This window comes from Allobosea sp. LjRoot9, from assembly GCF_964252745.1.
In the GTDB taxonomy this organism is placed as follows: Bacteria; Pseudomonadota; Alphaproteobacteria; order Rhizobiales; family Beijerinckiaceae; genus Allobosea.
The window spans coordinates 479,809-501,187 of the sequence record NZ_CAXUPC020000003.1; the positions used below are offsets into that span (position 1 = coordinate 479,809).

Below are 21,379 nucleotides of genomic sequence, written 5' to 3' on the forward strand. Positions count from 1 at the left end.
AGCGCAGCATGACCGAGACCGCGCTGAAAACCGGCATCGCGCCCAAGGGCGGCGTTGCTCCAATGTCCAAACGCGTGATGAACCTGGCCCATATCGCGACGCAGAATGCGCGCCGCTTCGGGGAACGGGCCGGCTTCATCTGGGGCGAGCGGACATGGAGCTGGGGCGAGATCGACGCGCAGGTCTCGGCGCTGGCTGCCGGCTTGCGCCAGCGCGGCATCGGCAAAGGCGACCGCATCCTGGTCCATTCCAAGAATTGCGACGCGATGTTCGTCTCGATGTTCGCCGCCTTCCGCCTAGGTGCGGTCTGGGTGCCGACGAATTTCCGGCTGCTGCCCGACGAGGTCGGCTATCTCGGCACCTTCTCGGGTGCCAAGGCCTTCATCTGCCATGGCGATTTTCCGGCTCATGCGGCGGCCGTTGCCGCCTCGGAGCCTGCACCGGAGTTCATCTGGCGGATCGGGCCAGGCGAGTTCGGCGAGGCCGAGGTCGGCGAGGTGATCGCGCGCCATCTCGGCGAGCAGGTCGCCAATACCGCGGTCGAGCATGATGATCCGTGCTGGTTCTTCTTCACCTCCGGCACGACCGGGCGCTCGAAGGCCGCCGTGCTGACCCATGGCCAGATGGGCTTCGTGGTGACGAACCATCTCGCCGATCTGGTGCCGGGCTCGACCGAGGCCGACGCTTCGCTCGTCGTCGCTCCGCTCTCGCATGGGGCGGGCGTGCACCAGCTCGTACTGTCCTCGCGCGGCGCGGCGACGATCCTGCTGCCGACCGAGCGCTTCGACATCGACGAGGCCTATCGCCTGATCGAGCGGTACAAGATCACCAACATCTTCACCGTGCCGACCATCCTGAAGATGCTGGTCGAGCATCCGGCCGTCGACCAGCACGACCATTCCAGCCTGCGCCACATCATCTATGCGGGCGCGCCGATGTATCGCGAGGACCAGAAGGCCGCGCTCGCCAAGCTCGGCAAGGTACTGGTGCAGTATTTCGGGCTGGGCGAGGTCACCGGCAACATCACGGTGCTGCCGCCGGCCCTGCACGAGGCGCAGGACGGTCCCGATGCGCGCATCGGCACCTGTGGCTTCGAGCGCAGCGGCATGGAGGTGCAGATCCAGGACGATGCCGGCAATGCAGTTGCGCCGGGCGTGCAGGGCGAGATTTGCGTGATCGGCCCTGCGGTCTTCGCCGGCTACTACGACAACCCTGAAGCCAATGCGAAATCCTTCCGCAACGGCTGGTTCCGGACCGGCGATCTCGGCCATATGGACGAGCAGGGTTTTGTCTACATCACCGGCCGCGCCTCGGACATGTACATCTCCGGCGGCTCGAACATCTATCCGCGCGAGATCGAGGAGAAGATCCTGACCCATCCGGCGATCGCGGAGGTCGCGGTGCTCGGCCTGCCTGATCCAGTCTGGGGCGAGATCGGCGTCGCGGTCTGCGTGGCGCGCGCAGGCGCAAGCGCGACCGAGGCCGAAATGGCGGAGTATCTCGCGACGAAGATCGCCCGTTACAAGATGCCCAAGCGCTTCTTCTTCTGGGAGGCCTTGCCGAAATCCGGCTATGGCAAGGTGCCCAAGCGCCTGGTCAAGGACGAACTTGAGGCACGCGGTGAATTGGACTGGCTGCGCTCGTGACGGCTGCCGCGATGGATGGCTTCAACCGGCGGATAGGCTCCATGACGACCGGAACAAGGTCGCCATGGAGCCCAGGAACGCGCTGGTGCCGATCAGCGGTAGTAGTAGCGGCGGTGACGGCGGTAATGCCGACGGTAGTGCCGGCGATGATGGCGGCGATGATGGCGATAACGATGGCGGCTGAACGCTGCGTCGACATCATCGAGCGACTGGGTGGCACGCGGCTCGGCCGGCGCGGCGCCCACGGGCTCCGGAGCGAGCGTCACCGGCGCGGCCTGCGCCATCGCGACAGCGCCGACGCTGGCGGCAGCCGCCCCGCCAATCAGGCTCAGGATAAAAGAGCGCCTATCCATCAGGTTATCCTCTCTTGATCGTTGATGACCATTCCAGGTCGAACTGGCCCGGAACGGACTGAGCGAAAACATCTGGCGGGGCCGTTGGTTCCGCCGCCACGCTGAAACGAGGTTGCCATTGTCCTACCAGCACGCGCCGGTTTTGCCGTTGGGCTCGGTATTCCATCCGCATGACCGCTTTTTACCCGACCGCGATCCCGTCATGATGCGCTCGGTTTTTTCTGAGAGGACGAGGTCATGAGGCGCATCGAGCAGCCCGGTCCCGCCGCGCCCGAGCGCGTCGAATGGGCGGAATGCCATGGTTTGCGCTTCGAGATGACGCTGCAGCCCGGCTTGCCCTTGCTGGAGGCCGTGCGGCGCAGCTTTGCCGCGGCGGGCTTCACCTCAGGCGTCGCGCGGATCGATGGCGCGGCCTTGTCGTCCTTCACCTATGTCATGCCGGCCCTGTCGCAGACGCCGGAGCATGCGGCCTTCTACAGCGAGATCTTCCGGCCGCCCGGCATCGCCCGCATCGAGACCGGCGCGCTGACCTTCGGCCTGCGTGACGGCGCGCCCTTCTTCCATTGCCATGCGCTCTGGCAGGAGGCGGGCGGCAAGCGCAGCGGCGGCCATATCCTGCCCGACGAGACGCTGGTGGCCGAGGCGATCACGCTCCCGGCCGTCGGCATCGATGGCGCGGGTTTCGCGGCCTATGTCGATGCCGAGACCAATTTCAAGCTGTTTGGCCCTGCGACCGTCCCCTTGCTGGGCGCGACGCGGGAGGGGCGCTTCTTCGCCCTGCGCGTGCGCCCGAACATAGACCTTGCCGGTGCGTTGGAGCAGTTCTGCGCCGAGCATGGCGTCAAGCGCGCGACGATCCATGGCGGCGTCGGCTCGACGATCGGCGCGCGCTTCGAGGACGGCCGGGCGGTCGAGAACTTCGCCACCGAGATCGCGATCAAATCCGGTCGGGTCTGGAGCGAGGGGCAGCGCATGATTTCGGAGATCGACGTGGCGCTGGTCGACTACACCGGCGCTATGGCGCAGGGCCGCCTGACGCGCGGCGACAACCCGGTGCTGATGACCTTCGAGCTGGTGCTGGAGGCGGGGTGAGGGCTGGGCGCTGATGCTTCGGCGCTGGCCGAAGTGATTGCGCGCGACCTGTCCGACGCGCGGATGCATGCTTCCGTCTGACTGATGAGGCGGAAGACAATCGTGAATCACATCACCGCATGCGGATCGGAAACGGCTGGAGACGTCACATATCTGTGCGGGCGGGATGGCGAGCCGACCTTGCTCCTGCGCCGCATCGCCGGGACGGGACCGAGCGTGGTCTATGTCCATGGCGCGACGTTTCCGTCAGCGCTTTCCGTCGCCTATCGTTTCGGCGGCCTGTCCTGGATGGACGACCTGGCGGCGCGCGGGTTTGACGTCTGGGCCTTCGACTTTGCCGGTTTCGGCGGCTCCGACCGCCCACCCGCCTTTGAACACGCCGCATCCGAGAGCCCGCCCTATGGCCGCGCATGCGATGCGCAGGTGCAGCTCGCGCGGGTTCTGGCGCATGTCAGGCAGGTCACGGGCCGTGCCAGGCTGTCGTTGATCGCGCATTCCTGGGGCACGATCGTGGCCGGGCTCCATGCCTCACTCCAGCCCGGGACCATCGCACGTCTGGTCTTCTTTGGGCCGATCGCGCAGCGGGAGGAGGCGCAGCCGGCGACGGGCGATAGCCCCGGAGGCTGGCGGTTGGTTTCGATCGCCCAGCAACTCGCCCGATTCGTCGAGGACGTTCCCGCAGGCCATCCTGCAGTGCTGATCGAACCTGGGCTGGCCTCGTGGGCCCCGGCCTATCTCGCAAGCGATCCAGGGGCGGCGGCAAGGCGGCCGGTTCCGGCCGTCCGGATTCCGGGAGGGCCGGCCGCCGACATCAAGGCGGCCTGGGCGGGCGGCCTCGCCTACGAGCCCGCAAGGGTTCTGGCGCCGACACTGATCGTGCGAGGCGCCTGGGACGGCCTGTGCACGGACGATGATGCGTTGTGGTTGCGCGGGCGGCTGGGGGCTGCCGAGACGCGCGATGTCAAAATCGCCGAAGGCACGCATCTCATGCATCTCGAACATGCGCGCCTTGGCCTGTTCGAGGCGACGGGGGCCTTTCTGATGAAAACCTGGTTCTAGATTTTTGTTTTAACGCATTTTCTCCGCGCAAACGCTTCGCGTTTGTCGCGAGGGAACCGGCATCCACTTCGCTCGAAAATGCTCTGACGCGGGCGAATTCAGACTTTCATCGGTCGCCGCCAGATTTCTTCCGCGCCACCTCCAGATCGCGCAGATCCTTGCGCCTGATCTTGCCGGTCGCGGTCATCGGCAGTTCGGTGACGAATTCGATCTCTCGGGGATATTGATAGGCGGCGAGCCGCTCCCTGACGAAGGCCTGGATTTCGGCGGCGAGGGTGTCCGAGGGGGCAAAGCCCGGTTTCGGCAGCACGAAGGCCTTGACCACCTCGGTGCGCAACGGGTCGGGGCTGCCGACGACGGCGACCATCAGCACGGCGGGATGGCGGATGACGCAGTCCTCGATGTCGCCGGGGCCGATGCGGTAGGCGCCGCTGGAGATGATGTCGTCGTCGCGGCCCTGGAACCAGAAATAGCCCTCGGCGTCGCAGGCGCCGGTATCGCCGGTGACGAGCCAGTCGCCGACGAATTTGGCCGCCGTCGCCTCGGGCTGGCGCCAGTATTCCAGCATCATCACCGGGTCGGGGCGGGCAACCGCGATCAGCCCCTGCTCGCCGGCCGGCAGCTCCTCGCCCTCGGGCGAGATCACCGCGACGCGGTGGCCGGGCACGGCGCGGCCCATCGAGCCCGGCACGATCGGAAACAGGCTGGCGCAGTTCGAGACGATCAGGTTCGCCTCGGTCTGGCCGTAGAACTCGTTGACCGGAAAGCCGAAGGTCTCCTCGCTCCAGGCCAGCATGTCGGCGCCCAGCGTCTCGCCGCCCGTGCCAATCGAGCGCATCGCATAGTCGAAGCGCTGGCGCGGCCTCTCGACCTGCCGCATCAGTTTCAGCGCCGTCGGTGGCAGGAAGGCGTTGCGGACCTTGTGCCGGGCCATCAGCGCGAAGGCGGCTTCCGGATCGAATTTGCGGGCGCGCGAGGCCAGCACCGGCACGCCGAAACAGAGGCTCGGCAGCAGCACGTCGAGCAGGCCGCCGGCCCAGGCCCAATCGGCCGGCGTCCAGAAGAGGTCGCCGGCTTGCGGGAAGAACTCCTGTGGCAGTTGCACGCCGGGCAGATGGCCGAGCAGGACGCGGTGGGCATGGAGCGCGCCCTTGGGCTTTCCCGTCGTACCGGAGGTGTAGATGATCAGAGCTGGATCATCGGCCCGCGTATCGATGGGCGCAAAACGGTCGGAGGCCTTCGCCAGTTCTGCGTCGAAATCGAGATTGGTTCCGGTCGTTTCTCCGTCGCCGATGACGAAGATGCGCTTGAGGTCGGGCAGGGTGGCGCGGATCGTCTCGATCTTGCCGATGTTCTCGGCATCGGTGATCAGCGCCGCCGCGCCGCTGTGCTGCAAACGGTGTTCGAGCGCGTCCGGCCCGAACTGGGTGAAGAGCGGCAGCGCGATTGCGCCCATCTTGTAGATGGCGAGATGAGCCATCGCCGTCTCCGGCCGCTGCGGCAGCAGGATGCCGACGCGGTCGCCCGGCCGGATGCCATGGCCGCGCAGCATATTGGCGAGGCGGTTGGAGCTCAGTTTCAGCTCGTCGAAGCTGAAGGTCGCGACGCCGTGATCCTGATCCTCATAGATCAGCGCCGGCTTGCCGCTGCCATCGGCATGGCGATCGCAGCAGGCGACGCCGATGTTGAAGCGCTCCGGGATATCCCAGCGGAAAGCCTCGAAGGTGTCCCGGTAGGTTGCCGCCCGCGTCAGCATCAGCCTTGCTCCGGCCGGCGCTTCATCAAAAGCTTGAGATGGCCGGTCTGAACCTGCTCGCCGCGCTGGTTGAAGACATCGAGCCTGAGGGTGACGACACCGCGATCGGACTTGCGCGAGGGCTTGCGATCCACGAGCGTGACCACGGCATGGACGGTATCGCCGATCCTGACCGGCCCGGCGAAGCTCCAATGCAGGTCGAGCAGGCCCATGGTGGTGGCGTCGACCAGGTTCTGCTGCGACACCAGGCCGATCGCCATGGCAAGCGTCAGTGGGCCATGAGCGATGCGCTCGCCGAACGGGGTCGTGGCGCAATACTCGCTGTCGACATGCAGCGGGTTGAAATCGCCGGAGAGCCCGGAAAACAGCGTGATGTCGCCTTCGCCGACGGTGCGGCCGCGCGTGACAACGCGCAGATCCTCGCCGAATTCCTCGAAATAGAGGCCCATCGTTTCCGTTCCCGATCGTCGTTTTGGCGATTAGGCGCGCGAAGGGGGCGAGCTGACAAGGCCGGGCGTTGCCGCTTTTGCTCACGAGGGAAGTGCGCGGATGGCGTCTGCCACGCAGACAGCGGCCTGATGTTGTGTTATACATGTCGTATAACGGAGGGGTTGCCAATGAACGAGCGCAGCAAACCAGAGGCCGGTGGTGCGACGGTTCTCCAGATTCGTAAGATCGGCAACTCTCTCGGTCTGATCCTACCGAAGGAGTTATTGGCGCAGCTGGGCTTTTCCGAGGGCGATCAGCTCGAGGTGGTCAGGCAGCCCGAGGGTGGAGTCAAACTGCAGCGGCATGATGATCAGCACGCTCGGGCGATGGCGATCGCGCGGCAGGTCATGAAGGACTACGCCAATACAATGCGCGAGCTTGCTAAGTGAGCGAGCCGCTCTGGCTGTCGGTCGAATTGATTCGGGACATCCATGCCGAACAGCTTGCGATTTATGGCGGGCCGGAGGGCATCCGTGATCTGGGGCTGCTCGAGTCGGCGCTTGCCCGTCCCATCAACCGTTTTGCTTATGGCGAGACCGATATGGCGGCTCTCGCTGCTGCCTATGCCTTCGGATTGGCGCGGAACCATCCGTTCGTCGATGGCAACAAGCGCGCCGCCTTCCTTGCTATGATGACGTTCCTGCGCCTGAACGGCATTCCTTTTGCGCCGGCAGATGCGCTGGCCGCTGCCGCCATTCTGGCGCTAGCCGCCAGCGAGGTCGACGAAGAGGGGCTGACCCGCTGGATTCGCGACAACTGGCCCAAGGATATGCCTGCATGACCACCCCTATCTGGATCGAGGCCGCGATCAACGGACCCTGGGGCAAGGAGCGCCAGCCCGGCATTCCGATCGCCATTCCCGACATCGTTGCTGACGGCATCGCGGCGGTCGAGGCGGGGGCGGCGATCGTGCATCTGCATGTCTACGACGTCGAGACCGGTCGCCAGCGCGACGATTGGCAGCTCTATGCCCGGGCGATCGAGGGCATCCGCGCCAAGGTCGACGCCATCGTCTACCCGACCATCCCGATCCTCGGCTCGGGCTATGCCGGCGACATGCTCGGCTCTGGCCGCTACACCCATCTGGAGGAACTCGCCAAGCGCGGCCTGGTCGAATGGGGCGTGCTCGATCCCGGCTCCTGCAACTGGACGACCTTCGCCGGCATTCCCGGCGGCGAGCCCGGCTTCATCTACCAGAACCCGGGCGAGCATATCCGCGAGGGCATGGCGGTGGCCCATGCCCACAGGATCCATCCGAGCTATGCGATCTATGAGCCCGGCTTCACACGTTTGGGCGCGGCGCTGGCCAAGGCCTATCCGGGGCTGCCGACGCCGATCTACCGCCTGATGTTCTCCGATGCCTTCGCCTGGGGCTTTCCGCCGAAGGCCTATGCGCTCGACGCCCATCTTGCACTGCTGGCCGAAGATGCGCCCGGCGCGCCGGTGATGATCGCGGGGCTCGGCGTCGATCTTTCCGGGCTGATCGCGCCAGCCGTGGCGCGCGGCGTCCACGTTCGCGCCGGGCTGGAGGACGCGCATTTCGGCTGCGTGAAGACGAATGCGGAACTCGTGGCGGAAACGGTGAAGCTGGTCGAGGCGGCCGGCGGGCGGGCCGCGAGCGTTGTCGAGGTGAGGGCTGATCTCGCGGCGCGGCGCTAACCCGACGGGCGGACCAGCAGTTTTTGCCGGGCAGGGTAATTCCTGCCCGGGCGGCCTGGCGGCATATTCATAGTTATCAAGACCTTAAAGCTGGCACAGTCCCTGCTCCGGAGCGTCGAACGCCACGTCCGGAGAGCCGCGATGTCCACGACCATCGGCGCCAATACCTCCTTGCTCCTGAACTACACCCGCAGCGGGCAGGCGGTGCTCGACGCCCAGCCCTCGCTCGCGCAGCTGCTCAGCGAGGATGCGACGACGGGCTCGCAACTCCCGGCATCGGCGACCGTTGCCCTGTCCGACGAAGCCAAGGCCTATCTCGCGCGGACCGCCGCAGCGACTGCGGCCGATTCCGGCACGACGCTGGCCACGCGCGCGGCGAATGCGCGGCAATGGTTCGATCAGCAATATCAAGCGCTCGGCATTTCCTCGGCGCTGATCGACGGCAAGGTCGCGGTCGATCTGAGCGGGCAGGGCCGCGCGACCTTGTCGGCGGTGGCGTCGAATGCGCAGGGGCTGTTCTCCAAGGATGAGAGCACTGCTGCCGCGGCGGCTCTGCAATCCCGCTTCGACACGGCGATCTCGCCGCATGTCGTCATTGCCCGCCATACCGGGAATTACGCCGCGCTTTACGACGCTGCGCTGAAATATGCCGACGAGGCCGGGCCGGACGAGCGGGCGACCACGGCCTGGCAGGATCAGAAGCAGGCTCTGCTCGACGGCGCTGCCGCCGCTCGGAAGACGCCCGGCAAGGCGCCCGACACCGGCAACGCCAATGATCCCGTCAAAGCCCTGCTCGGCAAAACCACGCCCAGCGGGTCGCTGACGCCCCAGACCACGATCGCCGCGGTTGCCGCCAATGCGCGCTCGCTGCTGGACGATCAGGCCAACAGCGCGAAGGACAAGGGCATCGAGCTTGTGTTCGATGCGTCGCGCAAGGATGGCCAGCAGGTGGATTTCGCCAAGTTCGACAACCGCTCCTTGGCGGCGGTCGCCCTCAATCAAGGCGCGGCCTTCTCGCCGGGCGAGGTCCGTGCGGCCAAGGCGGAACTCGACCAGCGCAGTCGCGCGAGCGTGCTCGATACGCTGAAGGCGACATCCGGGGGCAGCGACGGCACGAGCGCAAGCCTTGCCCTGGTCAACCGATATGCCGCCATGAGCGCCGAGGAAAAAGCCGCGCTCGGGATCAGCGAGGGCTTCACCAAACAACTGGTCCAGACCTATCAGAGCATCCAGGCGACCCAGGGGCGGCTGGGCGGCAATTCCTCGCAGGGACTGGTCGGCTACCTCTGACCGGGAGGAGCGCCAGAATCTCAACCTCTCGCGGCTGAGGCGATCGGCTGCATTGGTGTTCGCGGCGGCGCGACCTACATCGTGACGACGCAACCGCCAGAGGCGCGCCGAACCCCATGTCCGACCACGACAGCGAAGCCAACCGCTTTTCCGCCCGCGCCGCGCGCTATGCCCGTGTCGGGGCCAATGTCGGCGGGGTCGCGGCACGCATCGCCGGTACGCGCCTGTTCGGGCTGGATGGTCGCAACGTCGGCAATGCCGAGGCATTGGCCAAGGCCTTGGGCGGGCTGAAGGGCCCGATCATGAAGGTGGCGCAGCTCGTCGCCACGATTCCCGATGTGGTGCCGCCGGAATACGCCGCCGAATTGCAGAAGTTGCAATCGCAGGCGCCGCCGATGGGGGCCGCCTTCGTCAAGCGCCGGATGCTGGCCGAGCTCGGGCCGCAATGGCGCGAGCGCTTCGCCGAGTTCGATCTGAAGCCGGCCGCCGCGGCCTCGCTGGGGCAAGTGCATCGCGCGACGACGCTGGAGGGCGTGCAGCTCGCCTGCAAGCTGCAATATCCCGACATGGAATCGGCCGTGGAGGCCGACATCTCCCAGCTCGACATCCTGTTTGCCTTGCACCGGCGCATGGACCCGGTGATCGACACGACCGAGATCGCCAAGGAGATCGGGGCACGGGTGCGCGAGGAGCTCGATTACATTCGCGAGGCGAAGCATATCGCGCTCTACCAGGAGATCCTGGCCGATACGCCGGAGGTGCGCGTGCCCCGGCTCGAAGCCTCATTGTCGACGCGCAGGCTCCTGACCATGCATTGGCTCGAGGGCAGCCCGATCCTGTCCCATAAGCAGGACGGCCAGGAGGCGCGCGACCGGATCTCGACTGCGATGTTCAAGGCCTGGTGGCGGCCCTTCAGCCATCACGGCGTCATCCATGGCGATCCGCATCTGGGGAACTACACCGTTTTTTCAGAGGGTGACACGCCGGCGGGCATCAACCTGCTCGACTATGGCTGCATCCGCATTTTCCCGCCCAGTTTCGTCGGCGGCGTGGTCGATCTCTATCGCGGCCTGCTGGAAGGCGACGCCGCCCGCGTCGTGCATGCCTATGAGACCTGGGGCTTCAAGGGGCTGACCAAGGATCTCGTCGATACCTTGAACATCTGGGCGCGTTTCATCTACGGGCCGCTGCTGGAAGACCGGACACGCCGCATCGCCGAGGATGTCAGCCCGGCCGAGTACGGCCGCAAGCAGGCCTTCCAGGTGCATCAGGCCCTGAAGCAGCGCGGGCCGGTGACCGTGCCGCGCGAATTCGTCTTCATGGACCGCGCCGCGATCGGGCTTGGCGGCGTCTTCCTGCATCTCGATGCGGAGCTGAATTTCCACAGGCTGTTCGAGGCGGAGATCGAGGAATTCGACCTGGCGCGGGTGACGGAGGTCCAGCGGGCAGCCCTCCAGCGCGCCGGGCTCCAACGGGCAGACGTGTAGTGGCGGACGCTGATGCGGGGTGCGCGGCTTTCAGCGAAGCGATCGTTCGTGACGCCTCGCGCTTGACGCAAGAGCAGGATGCGAAAAAGTGGGCACCGGTTTTTCGCATTGATCCGGCCCTCACTCTTGGATGAGAGACGGATTCAGATTTCAGCTGGGATCACTGCGTGAGCCCATCTGAAATCATCCGGCTCTAGGTGCCTGAACCGGGTCACGGGTCGGGGAATTCGAGCACGACCTTGCCGAAATGGGTGCCGCTTTCGAGGAAAGCCAGCGCTTCGGCAATGTCTGTCCAGCCAAAGCGGCGAGCGATGATGGGCGTCAGCCGGGTCGCCGAGATTGCCCGGTTCATCGCCTCGAACGACGCGCGCGAACCGACCGGGATGCCGCGGACCCGCAGCTGCCGGCGGAAGATGTCGAGCGGATTGATCGCCCCTTCGGTGCCACCGAGATATCCGATGATGCTGATCTGGCCGCCGCGCCGCGTGGCACGCAGCGATTGTGCGAAGCTCTGCGGGCCGCCGACCTCGACGACATGGTCGACACCCTGCCCTTCGGTCAGTTCGAGGACAGCTTCCGCCCAATCTGGCACGCGCTGGTAGTTGATGCCGGCGAAGGCGCCGAGCGTTCGGGCTTGGGCGAGCTTCTCGTCGCTGCTGGATGTCGCGATCACGCGCGCTCCCGCCGCAATCGCAAATTGCAGGGCAAACAGCGAGACGCCTCCCGTGCCCTGGACGAGGACGGTGTCGCCAGGTTTCAGCGCGCCCTCCGTGACGAGCGAGTGCCAGGCGGTGACGGCGGCGCAGGGCAGAGTCGCAGCCTCGGCGTGACTGAGATGGGCGGGCGCCGGCACCACGCCCTGCTCGTCGAGGCAGGCATATTCGCGCAGCATGCCGTCAAGCGGGCCGCCGAGCTGGTAGGCCGCCTGCGCCATCTCGAAGCCGCCGGCGACCCAACGCTGCCAGAAGGTCCCGCAGACGCGGTCGCCGACCTTGACCCGCGTCACGTCGCTGCCGATCGCGACAACCTCGCCGACACCATCGGAGAGCGGGACGAGAGGCGCTGGAAAGCTGGTGTGGTAGCGGCCTCCCGCGATCTCGACATCGCGGTAATTGAGTGAAGCCGCCTTGACACGAATGACGACCTGCTGTCGCGCCGGTTCGGGAATTGGCCGCTGGACGCATCGCAACCGCTCGAGACCGGTGCCGTTGTCCAAAATGATCGCTTTCATTCCGTCCTCCTTGATGAGGTCGGAGCTTGGACTTGCCGCGCCTTGATCTCAAATTCATAATAATCAGAATGATTATGCGTGTGAGGTAAGCCATGCTCGACGAGATGCGAACCTTTGTGCTGCTGGCGGAAGAGGGCTCGATTCAGAAGGTCGCGCAGCGCCTGCCTCTGACCCAACCGGCAGTGACGCGCCAGATACAGCGCCTGGAACAAGCGCTCGGCGCGGAGTTGCTCGACCGTCGGCAGAAGCCGCCGGGTCTCACGCCGGCAGGAGCGGAGGCGTTGCGGCGTTGCCGGGATATCCTCGCCGCCTATGCCGATCTGCGGCTGATGACGGCACGAGGCGAGCCGGAAGGCGTTTTGCGCCTCGGTCTGACCCATGGGCTGGCTGACCGCGATTTCGCGGCAATCGCAGCGGAGGCCGCGCGGCGTTTTCCGCGTGTGACGCTTCGGCTGACGACGGGATGGAGTGAGCCCTTGCGCGAGCAGCTGCATCGCGGGCAGCTCGACGCCGTACTCGTTCTGTCGGATCCGCAGGCCGCGGGACAAGCCGGCCTGCTTTGCGACGAGGAACTGAGAGTTGTCGCGGCGCCGGAGCGTGCCGAGACAGATCTTGCAAACGCTGCATGGATATTGAGCCCCGAGCCCTGCGATGCTCGCCGCGCCTTGGCGGCAGCGCTGAGCCGGCGCGGCTGGCAACTGCGGATCGTTGCCGAGGTACAGGATGCAACCCTGCAACTGGCGCTGGTGCGGGAAGGATTAGGCTTCGGCCTGATGCCGCAGCGGCGCCTTGGCGAAAAACCGCCGGCGGGAATCGTTGTGGTCGGCGGCGCGGAACTCACAATCAAGTTGTCGTTGGAGGTGCTGTGTTCTCCCCATCTTCGCGGCCTCACCGACGTCGTGGATTTGATCGTGGGACAATTGAAAGCAGCAGTGGAAGGGCGCTCCATCTGAACAGCTCGTAAGGCGAATTCCCGGCATCGGCTTTTATTCTGCGGCTTCGAAGCCATCGTGGCCAATGCCGTTCGAAGCTGGACCCAAGGTAAGGCTTTGGCCCGCGCTAAGCTCATTGTGTCGTCAGTTTGACCGCGGTTGTGGTCTTTCAATCGATTAGATCCGACCGTTCTCGCAATTTTATGTCGTGAAGTCCGGAAATCCGCCTAATAAACAGGCTCAATTCCGGTGACGATGCGTTGCCGACCCAACGCGGGTGCGCTACAGGGCAAGAGGATTTTCTTCAATCTCGGGAACCACCCATGGCCGATCACGGGCATCACGCCGCCGACATTCCGCAGATGGACTACGCCGAGCATGAGCGGACCTATCAGGGCTTCATGCATTTCGCCGAGGTCGGCACCGTCGCCTGCCTCGCCATCGTCGCGGCGCTGGCGGTGGGCGGCACCAAGCATGCCTGGGGCGTCGCCCTCATCGGCACTTTGCTGACGCTGGTCGGCACGGTTGTCGGGATCGCGTCGAAGTCGATTGCCTGGAAGGCTCCGGCCGTTCCCTTCGCGCTGATGATGGTCGCGCTCGTTCTCCTGTAAGATCCGCCTCCGCCAAGCCTGAAAGGCCTCGCCCTGCCATGCGCATTGCTGTGCCAGCCGAAACGCAAGGGGCGGAAACCCGCGTCGCCGTGACGCCGGAGACCGTCCGCAAGTTCATCGGCCTCGGGGCCGAAATCGTGGTCGAGAAGGGCGCCGGGCTCGCTTCCGGCATCAATGATGCGGATTACGAGGCGGCGGGCGCGAGCATCGCCAAGAACGCCAAGGATGCGCTCAAGGGCGCGGCGATCGTGCTCAAGGTGCGCCGCCCGGCCGAAAGCGAGATCGCGGGCCTGCCGTCCGGCGCGCTCGTCGTCGGCATTATGGACCCTTATGGCAACGAGGCTGCGGTCGAGTCCCTGGCCAAGGCCAAGGTCGCGGCCTTCGCGATGGAGTTCATGCCGCGCATCACCCGCGCGCAGGTCATGGACGTGCTCTCCTCGCAGGCGAACCTCGCCGGCTATCGCGCAGTGATCGACGGCGCCGCCGAATATGGCCGGGCGTTGCCGATGATGATGACGGCGGCCGGCACTGTCCCTGCTGCGCGTATCTTCATCATGGGTGTCGGCGTCGCCGGCCTGCAAGCGATCGCGACGGCGCGGCGTCTTGGCGCGATCGTGACCGCGACCGATGTGCGCCCCGCCACCAAGGAGCAGGTCGAATCGCTTGGCGCCAAGTTCCTGGCCGTCGAGGACGACGAGTTCAAGCAGGCGCAGACGGCAGGCGGCTACGCCAAGGAAATGTCTGGGGAATACCAGGCCAAGCAGGCCGAGCTGACGGCGAGCCACATCGCCAAGCAGGACATCGTCATCACCACCGCGTTGATCCCGGGGCGTCCCGCGCCGAAGCTGATCTCCAAGGCGATGGTCGAGAGCATGAAGGCCGGTTCCGTGATCGTCGATCTCGCGGTCGAGCGCGGTGGCAATTGCGAACTCGCCAAGCCCGGCGAAATCGCGGTCACGCCCAATGGCGTCAAGATCGTCGGCCATCTCAACGTGCCCGGCCGTTTGGCCGCGACCTCGTCGCAGCTCTACGCCAAGAACCTCTTCGCCTTCGTCGAGACGCTGATCGACAAGAGCGCGAAGACGCTCGCCGTGAACTGGGACGACGAATTGGTGAAGGCGACCGCCCTGACCAAGGACGGCGCGGTGATCCATCCGAATTTTGTGCCGAAGGCCTGAGCGAAAGCTGGGGGGAGTCCGACACCATGGCTAATCCGACACCCGAACAAGCACTCGAACAGGCCCGCTCCGCCGCCGCGCTGGCGAAGCAGGCGGCCGAGCTCGCCGAGAAATACGCCGAGCAGGCCGCCGCAGCGGCAAGCGTCGCGACAGGCGTCGACCCGACGGTGTTTCGCCTCGCGATCTTCGTGCTCGCCGTCTTCGTCGGCTATTACGTGGTCTGGTCGGTGACGCCGGCGCTGCACACGCCGCTGATGTCGGTCACCAATGCGATCTCCTCGGTCATCGTCGTCGGCGCGCTGCTTGCGGTCGGCGTCCAGGCCGCTCCGGCGCTGGGCGACGGTCCGGTCTGGGCCAAGCTCTTCGGCTTCGTGGCGCTGATCCTGGCTTCAGTGAACATCTTCGGCGGCTTCCTCGTCACCGAGCGCATGCTTTCGATGTACAAGAAGAAGGGCTGAGCGCCGATGGCCGCCAATCTCTCCGCCCTGCTTTACGTCGTCTCCGGCGTCCTGTTCATCATGGCCCTGCGGGGCCTGTCGCACCCGACCACGTCCCGCCAGGGCAATTTCTACGGCATGGTCGGGATGGGCATCGCCATCCTGACGACCGTGGTGTTCTTCCCGCCGTCGGGCTTCTCCGGCTGGTTCCTGGTCGTGCTGGGCATCGCCATCGGCGGCGGCATCGGCGCCTATATGGCCCGGCGCGTGCAGATGACGCAGATGCCGCAGCTCGTGGCCTTCTTCCACTCGCTGGTGGGCCTTGCGGCGGTGCTGGTCGCTGCGGCTGCACTCTATGCGCCGGGCGCCTTCGGCATCGGCCAGGTCGGCCATATCCATGGCGGCAGCCTGTTCGAGATGGGGCTCGGCGTCGCCATCGGCGCGATCACCTTCACCGGCTCGATCATCGCCTTCCTCAAGCTCGACGGGCGCATGAGCGGCAAGCCGATCATGCTGCCGCAGCGCCATGGCATCAATATCGGGCTCGGCGTCGCGCTCGTCGTGCTGCTGCTGGTCCTGATCAAGACCGAGAGCCATGTCGTGTTCTGGCTGATCGTGCTGGTCTCGTTTGCGCTCGGCGTGCTCCTGATCATCCCGATCGGTGGCGCGGACATGCCCGTCGTCGTCTCGATGCTGAACTCCTATTCCGGCTGGGCTGCTGCAGGCATCGGCTTCACGCTCGGCAACATGGCGCTGATCATCACCGGCGCGCTGGTCGGTTCGTCCGGCGCGATTCTGTCCTACATCATGTGCAAGGCGATGAACCGGAGCTTCATCTCCGTCATCCTCGGCGGTTTCGGTGGCGACGATGCCGCGGCGGGCGCGGCCGGGGCGGTCGAAGCGCGGCCGGTCAAGCAGGGCTCTGCCGATGACGCCGCCTACATCATGAAGAACGCCGCCAAGGTCATCATCGTGCCGGGCTACGGCATGGCGGTGGCTCAGGCCCAGCATACGCTGCGCGAGATGGCCGATCTGCTGAAGAAGGAGGGCGTCGAGGTGAAGTACGCCATCCATCCGGTGGCGGGCCGCATGCCTGGCCATATGAACGTGCTGCTGGCCGAAGCCAATGTGCCCTATGACGAGGTCTTCGAGCTCGAGGACATCAACTCGGAATTCGGCCAGGCCGACGTCGCCTTCGTCATCGGCGCCAATGACGTCACCAACCCCGCCGCCAAGACCGACAAGTCCTCGCCGATCTACGGCATGCCGATCCTCGACGTCGAGAAGGCCAAGACCGTGCTCTTCATCAAGCGCGGCATGGCGGCTGGCTATGCCGGTGTCGAGAACGAGCTGTTCTTCAGGCCCAACACGATGATGCTGTTCGGCGATGCCAAGAAGGTCACCGACGATATCGTCAAGGCGATGGCGCACTGACGCAGTCGCGCGGGCATCACAATGCTGCAAAGGGCCGGCGTCATGCCGGCCCTTTTCGTATGGAGTTCTTCTTTCGATGGGGATCTTGCCGTGACACTCTCCATCCGCCCGATGCTGGCGAGCGACAGGCCCGCCGTGCTGGCGCTGCTGCTTGAACTGACGGCGCATGAGGCGATGTTGAGCGCGGAGCGCGCGACTGGGCCCGTTGCCGCCGCTGCCTGCCTCGCCGACGATGCGGAAAAGGCCGCCGAGTATGGCGGTGCCCAGATCGTCGTCCAGCAGGGCGATGAGGTCGTCGGTTATCTGGCGCTGCGGCTCGGGCGCATCGGCCCCTTCATGCACGAGCATTTGCGCGACCACGTCTATATCGAGAACGTCGTGGTCGCCGCCGCTTGCCGGGGAACCGGGATCGGGCAGCTTCTGCTGGCGGAGGCGGAGCGCTTCGCCCGCGAGGCTGGCTGCAAGGTGCTCCATCTGAGCGTCCTGGAGGGCAATGACGTGGCGTTGACCGCCTATCGCCGCGCCGGTTTCGGCAATTTCGCGCTGGAAATGGCCAAGGTTCTCGATTGAACGTCGCGAGACCGCCATGGTGGCGGGAGAGGATGATCGGCATGAAACTGCTCGGCCGCCTCCTGCTCGTCGCCTGCGCCCTCTATTTCGCCGGGCTGGCCGTCCTCTTCGTCAGGCAGCGCGACCTGATGTATCCGCGCAATCCGGCGCGTGCCGATATCGCTTCGGCGAACCTGCCGGGTGTGATGGAGGTTCCGCTGACGACGGCTGATGGCGAGCGGCTGGTGGCCTGGCTCGTGCCGCCACGCGCAGGCAAGCCAGTGCTGCTGTTCTTCCACGGCAATGCCGGCAATTTCGATAGATCCATCCGCCAGGCCCGTTTCCGGGCGCTGACGGAGGACGGCACCGGCCTCTTCGCTGTCAATTATCGCGGCTATGGCGGCTCGACCGGCAGCCCGACGGAGGAAGGCATCCATCTCGATGCCCGCGCCGCCTATGGCGAGGCGGTGGAGCGCTTCGGCGCAGCGCGGCTGGTCGGCTATGGCGAATCGCTGGGCACCGGCGTCGTGCTGCAACTGGCGGCGGAGGTCCCGCTCTCGGCGGTCATCCTGGAGGCGCCCTATCTCTCGACGGCCGCGGTGGCGCAGGAGATTTACCCTTACGCGCCAATCCGACTCGTGATGCTGGATCAGTTCCGCTCAGAGGCGGTGATCGGGCGGGTGCGTGCGCCGCTGCTTGTGCTGCATGGCGAGCGCGACGGCGTGATCCCGTTCAGGCAGGGGCAGGCGCTTTACGAGATGGCGAACCCGCTCAAGCGCTTCATCCGCTTTCCGGCTGGCCACCATGAAGATCTGCCGGCCCGGGGCTCGGTGCCCGAGGTCAGGCGCTTCCTCGCGGATGTGGCGAGCGGTGCTCTGGCAGGCGCTGAGAGCCGCACGGTCGAATAGGGAGCAGCTCAGCTCCGGAATAGGCCGCCGCCCAGCCCGCCGCCGCCCAGGCGCGACTGGCCGGCGCGGGCGGTTGTGTTGTTGCCGTCGAGGCTCAGCGCGCGCTGATAGCTCTCGCTCGCCTCCGCCTTCTTGCCAAGCTTCTCATAGGCGAGCCCGCGCCCGGCCCAGGCCTCGGCGTTACGGTTGTCGACATTGAGCGAGGCGGTGAAGTCCTCGAGCGCGGCGTCATATTTGCCGACCGCGATCAGGCTCTGGCCGCGCGCCGTGTAGGGCGGGGCGTTGTAGGGGTTACGGTCAATCACCGAATCGAAATCGGAGATCGCGTGCTGATGCTGGCCTTCCTTCTGGTAGACCAGCCCGCGGGCATGGAAGGCCTCGGCGGATTCAGGGTTCAGGCGGATCGCGGTGTTGAGATCGGCCAGCGCCTGCTGGCTGTTGCCTTGCAGGCGCAGCAGATTGGCGCGCCCGACATAGGCCGGTCCGTAATTCGGGTTGGCGGTGGTGGCGCGGTTGAAATCGGCGAGGGCGGCATCGTTGCGCCCGCTCTGGCGCAGGGCCAAGGCGCGATTGGTGTAGGCGGAGGCGAGATTCGGATCGATCTGCACCGCCTTGGTGAAGTCGGAGATCGCGTCCGAGAATCGGCCGACCCGGGCATAGGCCGCGCCGCGCGTGTTGTAGGCGTTGGGGTCGTTCGGGTTGCGGGAGATGACCTCGCTCAGCGAGCCGATGTTCACGCTCGCATCGGCGGACGAGTTGGTGTCGATCTCCGCCACCGCCGGCTGGGAGCCGAGACTGGAGACGGTATCGCAGCCCGCCAGCGCCAAGGTGATGCCCGCTGCGGCCAGCCAGTTCCTGCCGCGATCCATGCTTTGCTTCATCGGTCCTGGTTTCCGTGCCTTGCCTGTCGCACGCGGCAGGCTTGCCGTTCGCGACCTGATTGCGCCCCCCAACCGACAGCGCGCTGCGAAAGAAACAACGCCTGCATTGTGCCAAGACTTGGTTAACGGCGCTCGAAAAGCAACAGCGCCCGGAGCGGGCTCCAGGCGCAGTTGGGATCTAGTCGATCTTCCCTGACGGCGACCGGTGCCGCCGCACGAAGGAAAATCAGGGGCGCTTGGGCTTCACCGGCGCGGGCAGGAGGCCTTCGCGCTGCAGCTTCTTGCGCATCAGCTTGCGGGCGCGACGCACGGCTTCCGCCTTTTCGCGCGCCTTCTTCTCGGAAGGCTTCTCGTAATGGCCGCGAAGCTTCATCTCGCGGAAAACGCCTTCGCGCTGAAGCTTCTTCTTGAGAGCGCGGAGAGCCTGATCGACATTGTTGTCGCGAACGAGAACCTGCACGTGAGTGTCCGTCTTTAGCGGGTTGGTCTAAAAAGTCGGGCGAGCGGGCCTGCCAGGCAGGTCGCTCGAAGGATCGTGCGGATAACAGAAATCAATCCGGCTGTCCACGCCGCGATGCAGCGAAAATGCGCGAAAAATCGGGTTTCGCGCGCCTTTGCGTTCTGGAACCGGATGATTTCAGCTGGGATCACAGAGTGATCCCAGCTGAAATCTGAAGCCGTCTCTCATCTAAGAGTGAGAGCAGGATGCGAAAAACCGGTGCCCGCTTTTTCGCATCCTGCTCTGGATCAGGTTTTTTCGGGCGTGACCCGCGTGACATGGCCCATCTTGCGGCCCGGACGGGCGTCGCGCTTGCCGTAGAGATGCAGATGCGCGCCGGGCTCGGCCAGGAGGTCGCGCCAGCGCAAGGCCGCAACGCCGATGAGATTCTCCATCTCGACACGGCCGCGCCGCGCCGCCGAGCCGAGCGGGAAGCCGCAGACGGCGCGGACATGCTGGTGGAACTGGGAGGTCTGTGCGCCCTCGCTGGTCCAATGCCCGGAATTATGCACACGCGGCGCGATCTCGTTGACGATCACGCGCTCGGCCGGACCTTCGCCGACCACGAACATCTCGACCGCGAAGACGCCGATATAGCCGAGCGCGTCGCCGATCCGCCGTGCGGCAGCGATGGCGGCCTCGCCCGTCTTCTGTGACAGCTGCGCCGGCACGCGGGTGAAGGCGAGGATATGGTCGCGATGCTCGTTCTCGCAGACGTCGAAGGCGGCGAATGCGCCGTCGGCGCCGCGCGCCGCGACGACCGACACCTCGCGCGTGAAGGGCACGAAGCCTTCCAGGATCGCGGAGAAATGGCCGATCGCCTCATAGGCTTCGGCGAGGTCGCTTCCGGCGGCGATCTTGACCTGGCCCTTGCCATCATAGCCGAAGCGCCGCGTCTTCAGGATGCTGGGGCGGCCGAGATCGGCGACGGCGGCCTCGAGATCAGCCAGCGAATCGACGGCGCGGAATGGGGCTACGGCCAAGCCCAGCTCGGCGACGAAGCTTTTCTCGCTGAGCCGGTCCTGCGTTACCGCGAGCGCGCGCGCTCCGGGGTGCAGCGGCGTGCGCGCTGCCAGGAAGGCTGCGGTCGCGGCCGGCACGTTCTCGAATTCATAGGTCACGACGTCGACTGCATCGGCGAAGCGCGCCAGCGCCGCTTCATCCTCATAGTCGCCGACGGTATGGCGGGCCGCCACGTCGAAAGCCGGGCTGTCGGGCTCCGGCGCGAAGATATGGGCGCGAATGCCGAGATCGGCGGCGGCGAGCGCGAGCATGCGGGCGAGCTGGCCGCCGCCCAGGATGCCGAGCATGGCGCCAGGGGCAAGGCCGCTGGAATCGGGCGTGCTCATTTTTCGTCCTTCGCGGGGCGTGTCTCGTCCTTCACCGGATGTTCGGCGATCGCGGCGCTCTGGCGGGCGCGGTAGGCGTCGAGACGCTTGGCCAGCGCCTCGTCGCTGAGCGCCAGCACGGCAGCGGCGAGGAGAGCGGCGTTGACCGCGCCGGCGCGGCCGATGGCGAGCGTGCCGACCGGGATGCCGGCCGGCATCTGCACGATCGAGAGCAGGCTGTCCTGACCCGACAACGCCTTCGATTCGACCGGGACGCCGAAGACGGGCAGGGGGGTCAAGGAGGCGGTCATGCCTGGCAGATGAGCTGCGCCGCCGGCGCCTGCGATCACCACTTTGAAGCCTTCGGCCTTGGCGCCGCGGGCGAAGGTGAACATCCGGTCGGGCGTGCGATGGGCGGAGACGATGCGCGCATCATAGCCGATGGCGAGCGCGTCCAGCGTCTCGGCGGCATGGCGCATCGTCGCCCAGTCGGACTGGCTGCCCATGATGATGGCGACGGCGGGGCTGGTCTGGGCCATGAAACGGATCGCTTCCGGAGC

General features: G+C 66.0%; 23 protein-coding genes. 15 read left to right on the forward strand and 8 right to left on the reverse strand.

Features of this window, described 5'->3' with window-relative positions:
• The first annotated feature begins 8 nt into the window (after positions 1-8).
• Positions 9-1,646 carry an acyl-CoA synthetase gene (locus ACSQ3P_RS16745; RefSeq protein WP_436166657.1) on the forward strand — a complete coding sequence of 546 codons (1,638 nt, stop codon included), beginning with the start codon at positions 9-11 and terminating at the stop codon, positions 1,644-1,646.
• Positions 1,647-1,738: 92 nt separating this feature from the next.
• Here the strand turns inward: ACSQ3P_RS16745 and ACSQ3P_RS16750 are convergent, their stop codons facing one another.
• On the reverse strand, positions 1,739-1,999 hold the full coding sequence (locus ACSQ3P_RS16750; RefSeq protein ID WP_436166658.1) for a hypothetical protein: 261 nt from the start codon (positions 1,997-1,999) through the stop codon (positions 1,739-1,741).
• A 237-nt stretch (positions 2,000-2,236) separates the two neighbouring features.
• Between ACSQ3P_RS16750 and ACSQ3P_RS16755 the strand changes: the two genes are divergently transcribed.
• Both ACSQ3P_RS16755 and ACSQ3P_RS16760 read left to right on the forward strand, forming a co-directional pair.
• Positions 2,237-3,091, forward strand: a complete 855-nt coding sequence (locus tag ACSQ3P_RS16755; protein WP_436166659.1) for a PCC domain-containing protein — start codon at positions 2,237-2,239, stop codon at positions 3,089-3,091.
• Between the two features lie 102 nt (positions 3,092-3,193).
• Positions 3,194-4,150: an alpha/beta hydrolase gene (locus tag ACSQ3P_RS16760; RefSeq protein WP_436166660.1), complete on the forward strand. Its 957-nt coding sequence runs from the start codon at positions 3,194-3,196 to the stop codon at positions 4,148-4,150.
• Between the two features lie 106 nt (positions 4,151-4,256).
• Here ACSQ3P_RS16760 and ACSQ3P_RS16765 read toward each other — a convergent pair whose 3' ends face one another.
• Together ACSQ3P_RS16765 and ACSQ3P_RS16770 are read right to left on the reverse strand one after the other, a co-directional pair.
• Positions 4,257-5,906: an AMP-binding protein gene (locus ACSQ3P_RS16765; RefSeq protein ID WP_436166661.1), complete on the reverse strand. Its 1,650-nt coding sequence runs from the start codon at positions 5,904-5,906 to the stop codon at positions 4,257-4,259.
• On the reverse strand, positions 5,906-6,355 hold the full coding sequence (locus ACSQ3P_RS16770) for a MaoC/PaaZ C-terminal domain-containing protein (RefSeq protein ID WP_436166662.1): 450 nt from the start codon (positions 6,353-6,355) through the stop codon (positions 5,906-5,908). The genes ACSQ3P_RS16765 and ACSQ3P_RS16770 overlap by 1 nt, the downstream gene beginning before the upstream one ends.
• A 168-nt stretch (positions 6,356-6,523) precedes the next feature.
• Here ACSQ3P_RS16770 and ACSQ3P_RS16775 point away from each other — a divergent pair, with 168 nt between their 5' ends.
• From ACSQ3P_RS16775 to ACSQ3P_RS16795, 5 genes are all read left to right on the forward strand, one after another.
• Positions 6,524-6,784 (forward strand): AbrB/MazE/SpoVT family DNA-binding domain-containing protein, encoded by a 261-nt coding sequence (locus tag ACSQ3P_RS16775; RefSeq protein ID WP_436166663.1) that lies wholly within the window; start codon positions 6,524-6,526, stop codon positions 6,782-6,784.
• Positions 6,781-7,176 (forward strand): type II toxin-antitoxin system death-on-curing family toxin, encoded by a 396-nt coding sequence (locus ACSQ3P_RS16780; RefSeq protein WP_436166664.1) that lies wholly within the window; start codon positions 6,781-6,783, stop codon positions 7,174-7,176. The genes ACSQ3P_RS16775 and ACSQ3P_RS16780 overlap by 4 nt, the downstream gene beginning before the upstream one ends.
• Positions 7,173-8,054, forward strand: a complete 882-nt coding sequence (locus ACSQ3P_RS16785; RefSeq protein ID WP_436166665.1) for a 3-keto-5-aminohexanoate cleavage protein — start codon at positions 7,173-7,175, stop codon at positions 8,052-8,054. The genes ACSQ3P_RS16780 and ACSQ3P_RS16785 overlap by 4 nt, the downstream gene beginning before the upstream one ends.
• Before the next feature lie 141 nt (positions 8,055-8,195).
• Positions 8,196-9,344, forward strand: coding sequence for a hypothetical protein (locus tag ACSQ3P_RS16790; protein WP_436166666.1), 1,149 nt, complete (start codon positions 8,196-8,198; stop codon positions 9,342-9,344).
• Positions 9,345-9,460: 116 nt separating this feature from the next.
• Complete coding sequence (locus tag ACSQ3P_RS16795) at positions 9,461-10,831, forward strand: ABC1 kinase family protein (RefSeq protein WP_436166667.1); 1,371 nt, start codon at positions 9,461-9,463, stop codon at positions 10,829-10,831.
• Positions 10,832-11,042: 211 nt separating this feature from the next.
• On the opposite strand, the gene ACSQ3P_RS16800 is transcribed toward ACSQ3P_RS16795, so the two are convergent.
• Positions 11,043-12,062 (reverse strand): zinc-dependent alcohol dehydrogenase family protein, encoded by a 1,020-nt coding sequence (locus tag ACSQ3P_RS16800; protein ID WP_436166668.1) that lies wholly within the window; start codon positions 12,060-12,062, stop codon positions 11,043-11,045.
• 92 nt (positions 12,063-12,154) lie between these two features.
• Between ACSQ3P_RS16800 and ACSQ3P_RS16805 the strand changes: the two genes are divergently transcribed.
• From ACSQ3P_RS16805 to ACSQ3P_RS16835, 7 genes are all read left to right on the forward strand, one after another.
• A complete protein-coding gene (locus ACSQ3P_RS16805; RefSeq protein ID WP_436166669.1) occupies positions 12,155-13,015 on the forward strand; it encodes a LysR family transcriptional regulator in 861 nt (286 codons plus the stop codon).
• Positions 13,016-13,317: 302 nt separating this feature from the next.
• Positions 13,318-13,605: an aa3-type cytochrome c oxidase subunit IV gene (locus ACSQ3P_RS16810; RefSeq protein WP_436166670.1), complete on the forward strand. Its 288-nt coding sequence runs from the start codon at positions 13,318-13,320 to the stop codon at positions 13,603-13,605.
• Positions 13,606-13,643: 38 nt separating this feature from the next.
• The gene (locus ACSQ3P_RS16815; RefSeq protein ID WP_436166671.1) at positions 13,644-14,783 is read left to right on the forward strand and encodes a Re/Si-specific NAD(P)(+) transhydrogenase subunit alpha; all 1,140 of its coding nucleotides are present in this window, start codon (positions 13,644-13,646) and stop codon (positions 14,781-14,783) included.
• 26 nt (positions 14,784-14,809) lie between these two features.
• The gene (locus tag ACSQ3P_RS16820; RefSeq protein WP_069693016.1) at positions 14,810-15,241 is read left to right on the forward strand and encodes an NAD(P) transhydrogenase subunit alpha; all 432 of its coding nucleotides are present in this window, start codon (positions 14,810-14,812) and stop codon (positions 15,239-15,241) included.
• Positions 15,242-15,247: 6 nt separating this feature from the next.
• On the forward strand, positions 15,248-16,654 hold the full coding sequence (locus ACSQ3P_RS16825; RefSeq protein ID WP_436166672.1) for an NAD(P)(+) transhydrogenase (Re/Si-specific) subunit beta: 1,407 nt from the start codon (positions 15,248-15,250) through the stop codon (positions 16,652-16,654).
• Between the two features lie 90 nt (positions 16,655-16,744).
• Positions 16,745-17,224: an N-acetyltransferase family protein gene (locus tag ACSQ3P_RS16830; protein ID WP_436166673.1), complete on the forward strand. Its 480-nt coding sequence runs from the start codon at positions 16,745-16,747 to the stop codon at positions 17,222-17,224.
• Positions 17,225-17,265: 41 nt separating this feature from the next.
• Positions 17,266-18,111 carry an alpha/beta hydrolase gene (locus tag ACSQ3P_RS16835; RefSeq protein ID WP_436166674.1) on the forward strand — a complete coding sequence of 282 codons (846 nt, stop codon included), beginning with the start codon at positions 17,266-17,268 and terminating at the stop codon, positions 18,109-18,111.
• Between the two features lie 8 nt (positions 18,112-18,119).
• Here ACSQ3P_RS16835 and ACSQ3P_RS16840 read toward each other — a convergent pair whose 3' ends face one another.
• From ACSQ3P_RS16840 to purE, 4 genes are all read right to left on the reverse strand, one after another.
• Complete coding sequence (locus ACSQ3P_RS16840) at positions 18,120-18,992, reverse strand: tetratricopeptide repeat protein (protein WP_436166675.1); 873 nt, start codon at positions 18,990-18,992, stop codon at positions 18,120-18,122.
• 226 nt (positions 18,993-19,218) lie between these two features.
• Positions 19,219-19,452: a 30S ribosomal protein S21 gene (rpsU, locus tag ACSQ3P_RS16845; protein WP_069693011.1), complete on the reverse strand. Its 234-nt coding sequence runs from the start codon at positions 19,450-19,452 to the stop codon at positions 19,219-19,221.
• Between the two features lie 287 nt (positions 19,453-19,739).
• Positions 19,740-20,840, reverse strand: coding sequence for a 5-(carboxyamino)imidazole ribonucleotide synthase (locus tag ACSQ3P_RS16850; protein WP_436166676.1), 1,101 nt, complete (start codon positions 20,838-20,840; stop codon positions 19,740-19,742).
• Positions 20,837-21,358 carry a 5-(carboxyamino)imidazole ribonucleotide mutase gene (gene purE, locus ACSQ3P_RS16855; protein ID WP_069693009.1) on the reverse strand — a complete coding sequence of 174 codons (522 nt, stop codon included), beginning with the start codon at positions 21,356-21,358 and terminating at the stop codon, positions 20,837-20,839. Before purE ends, ACSQ3P_RS16850 begins: the two co-directional genes overlap by 4 nt.
• Between the last annotated feature and the right edge of the window lie 21 nt (positions 21,359-21,379).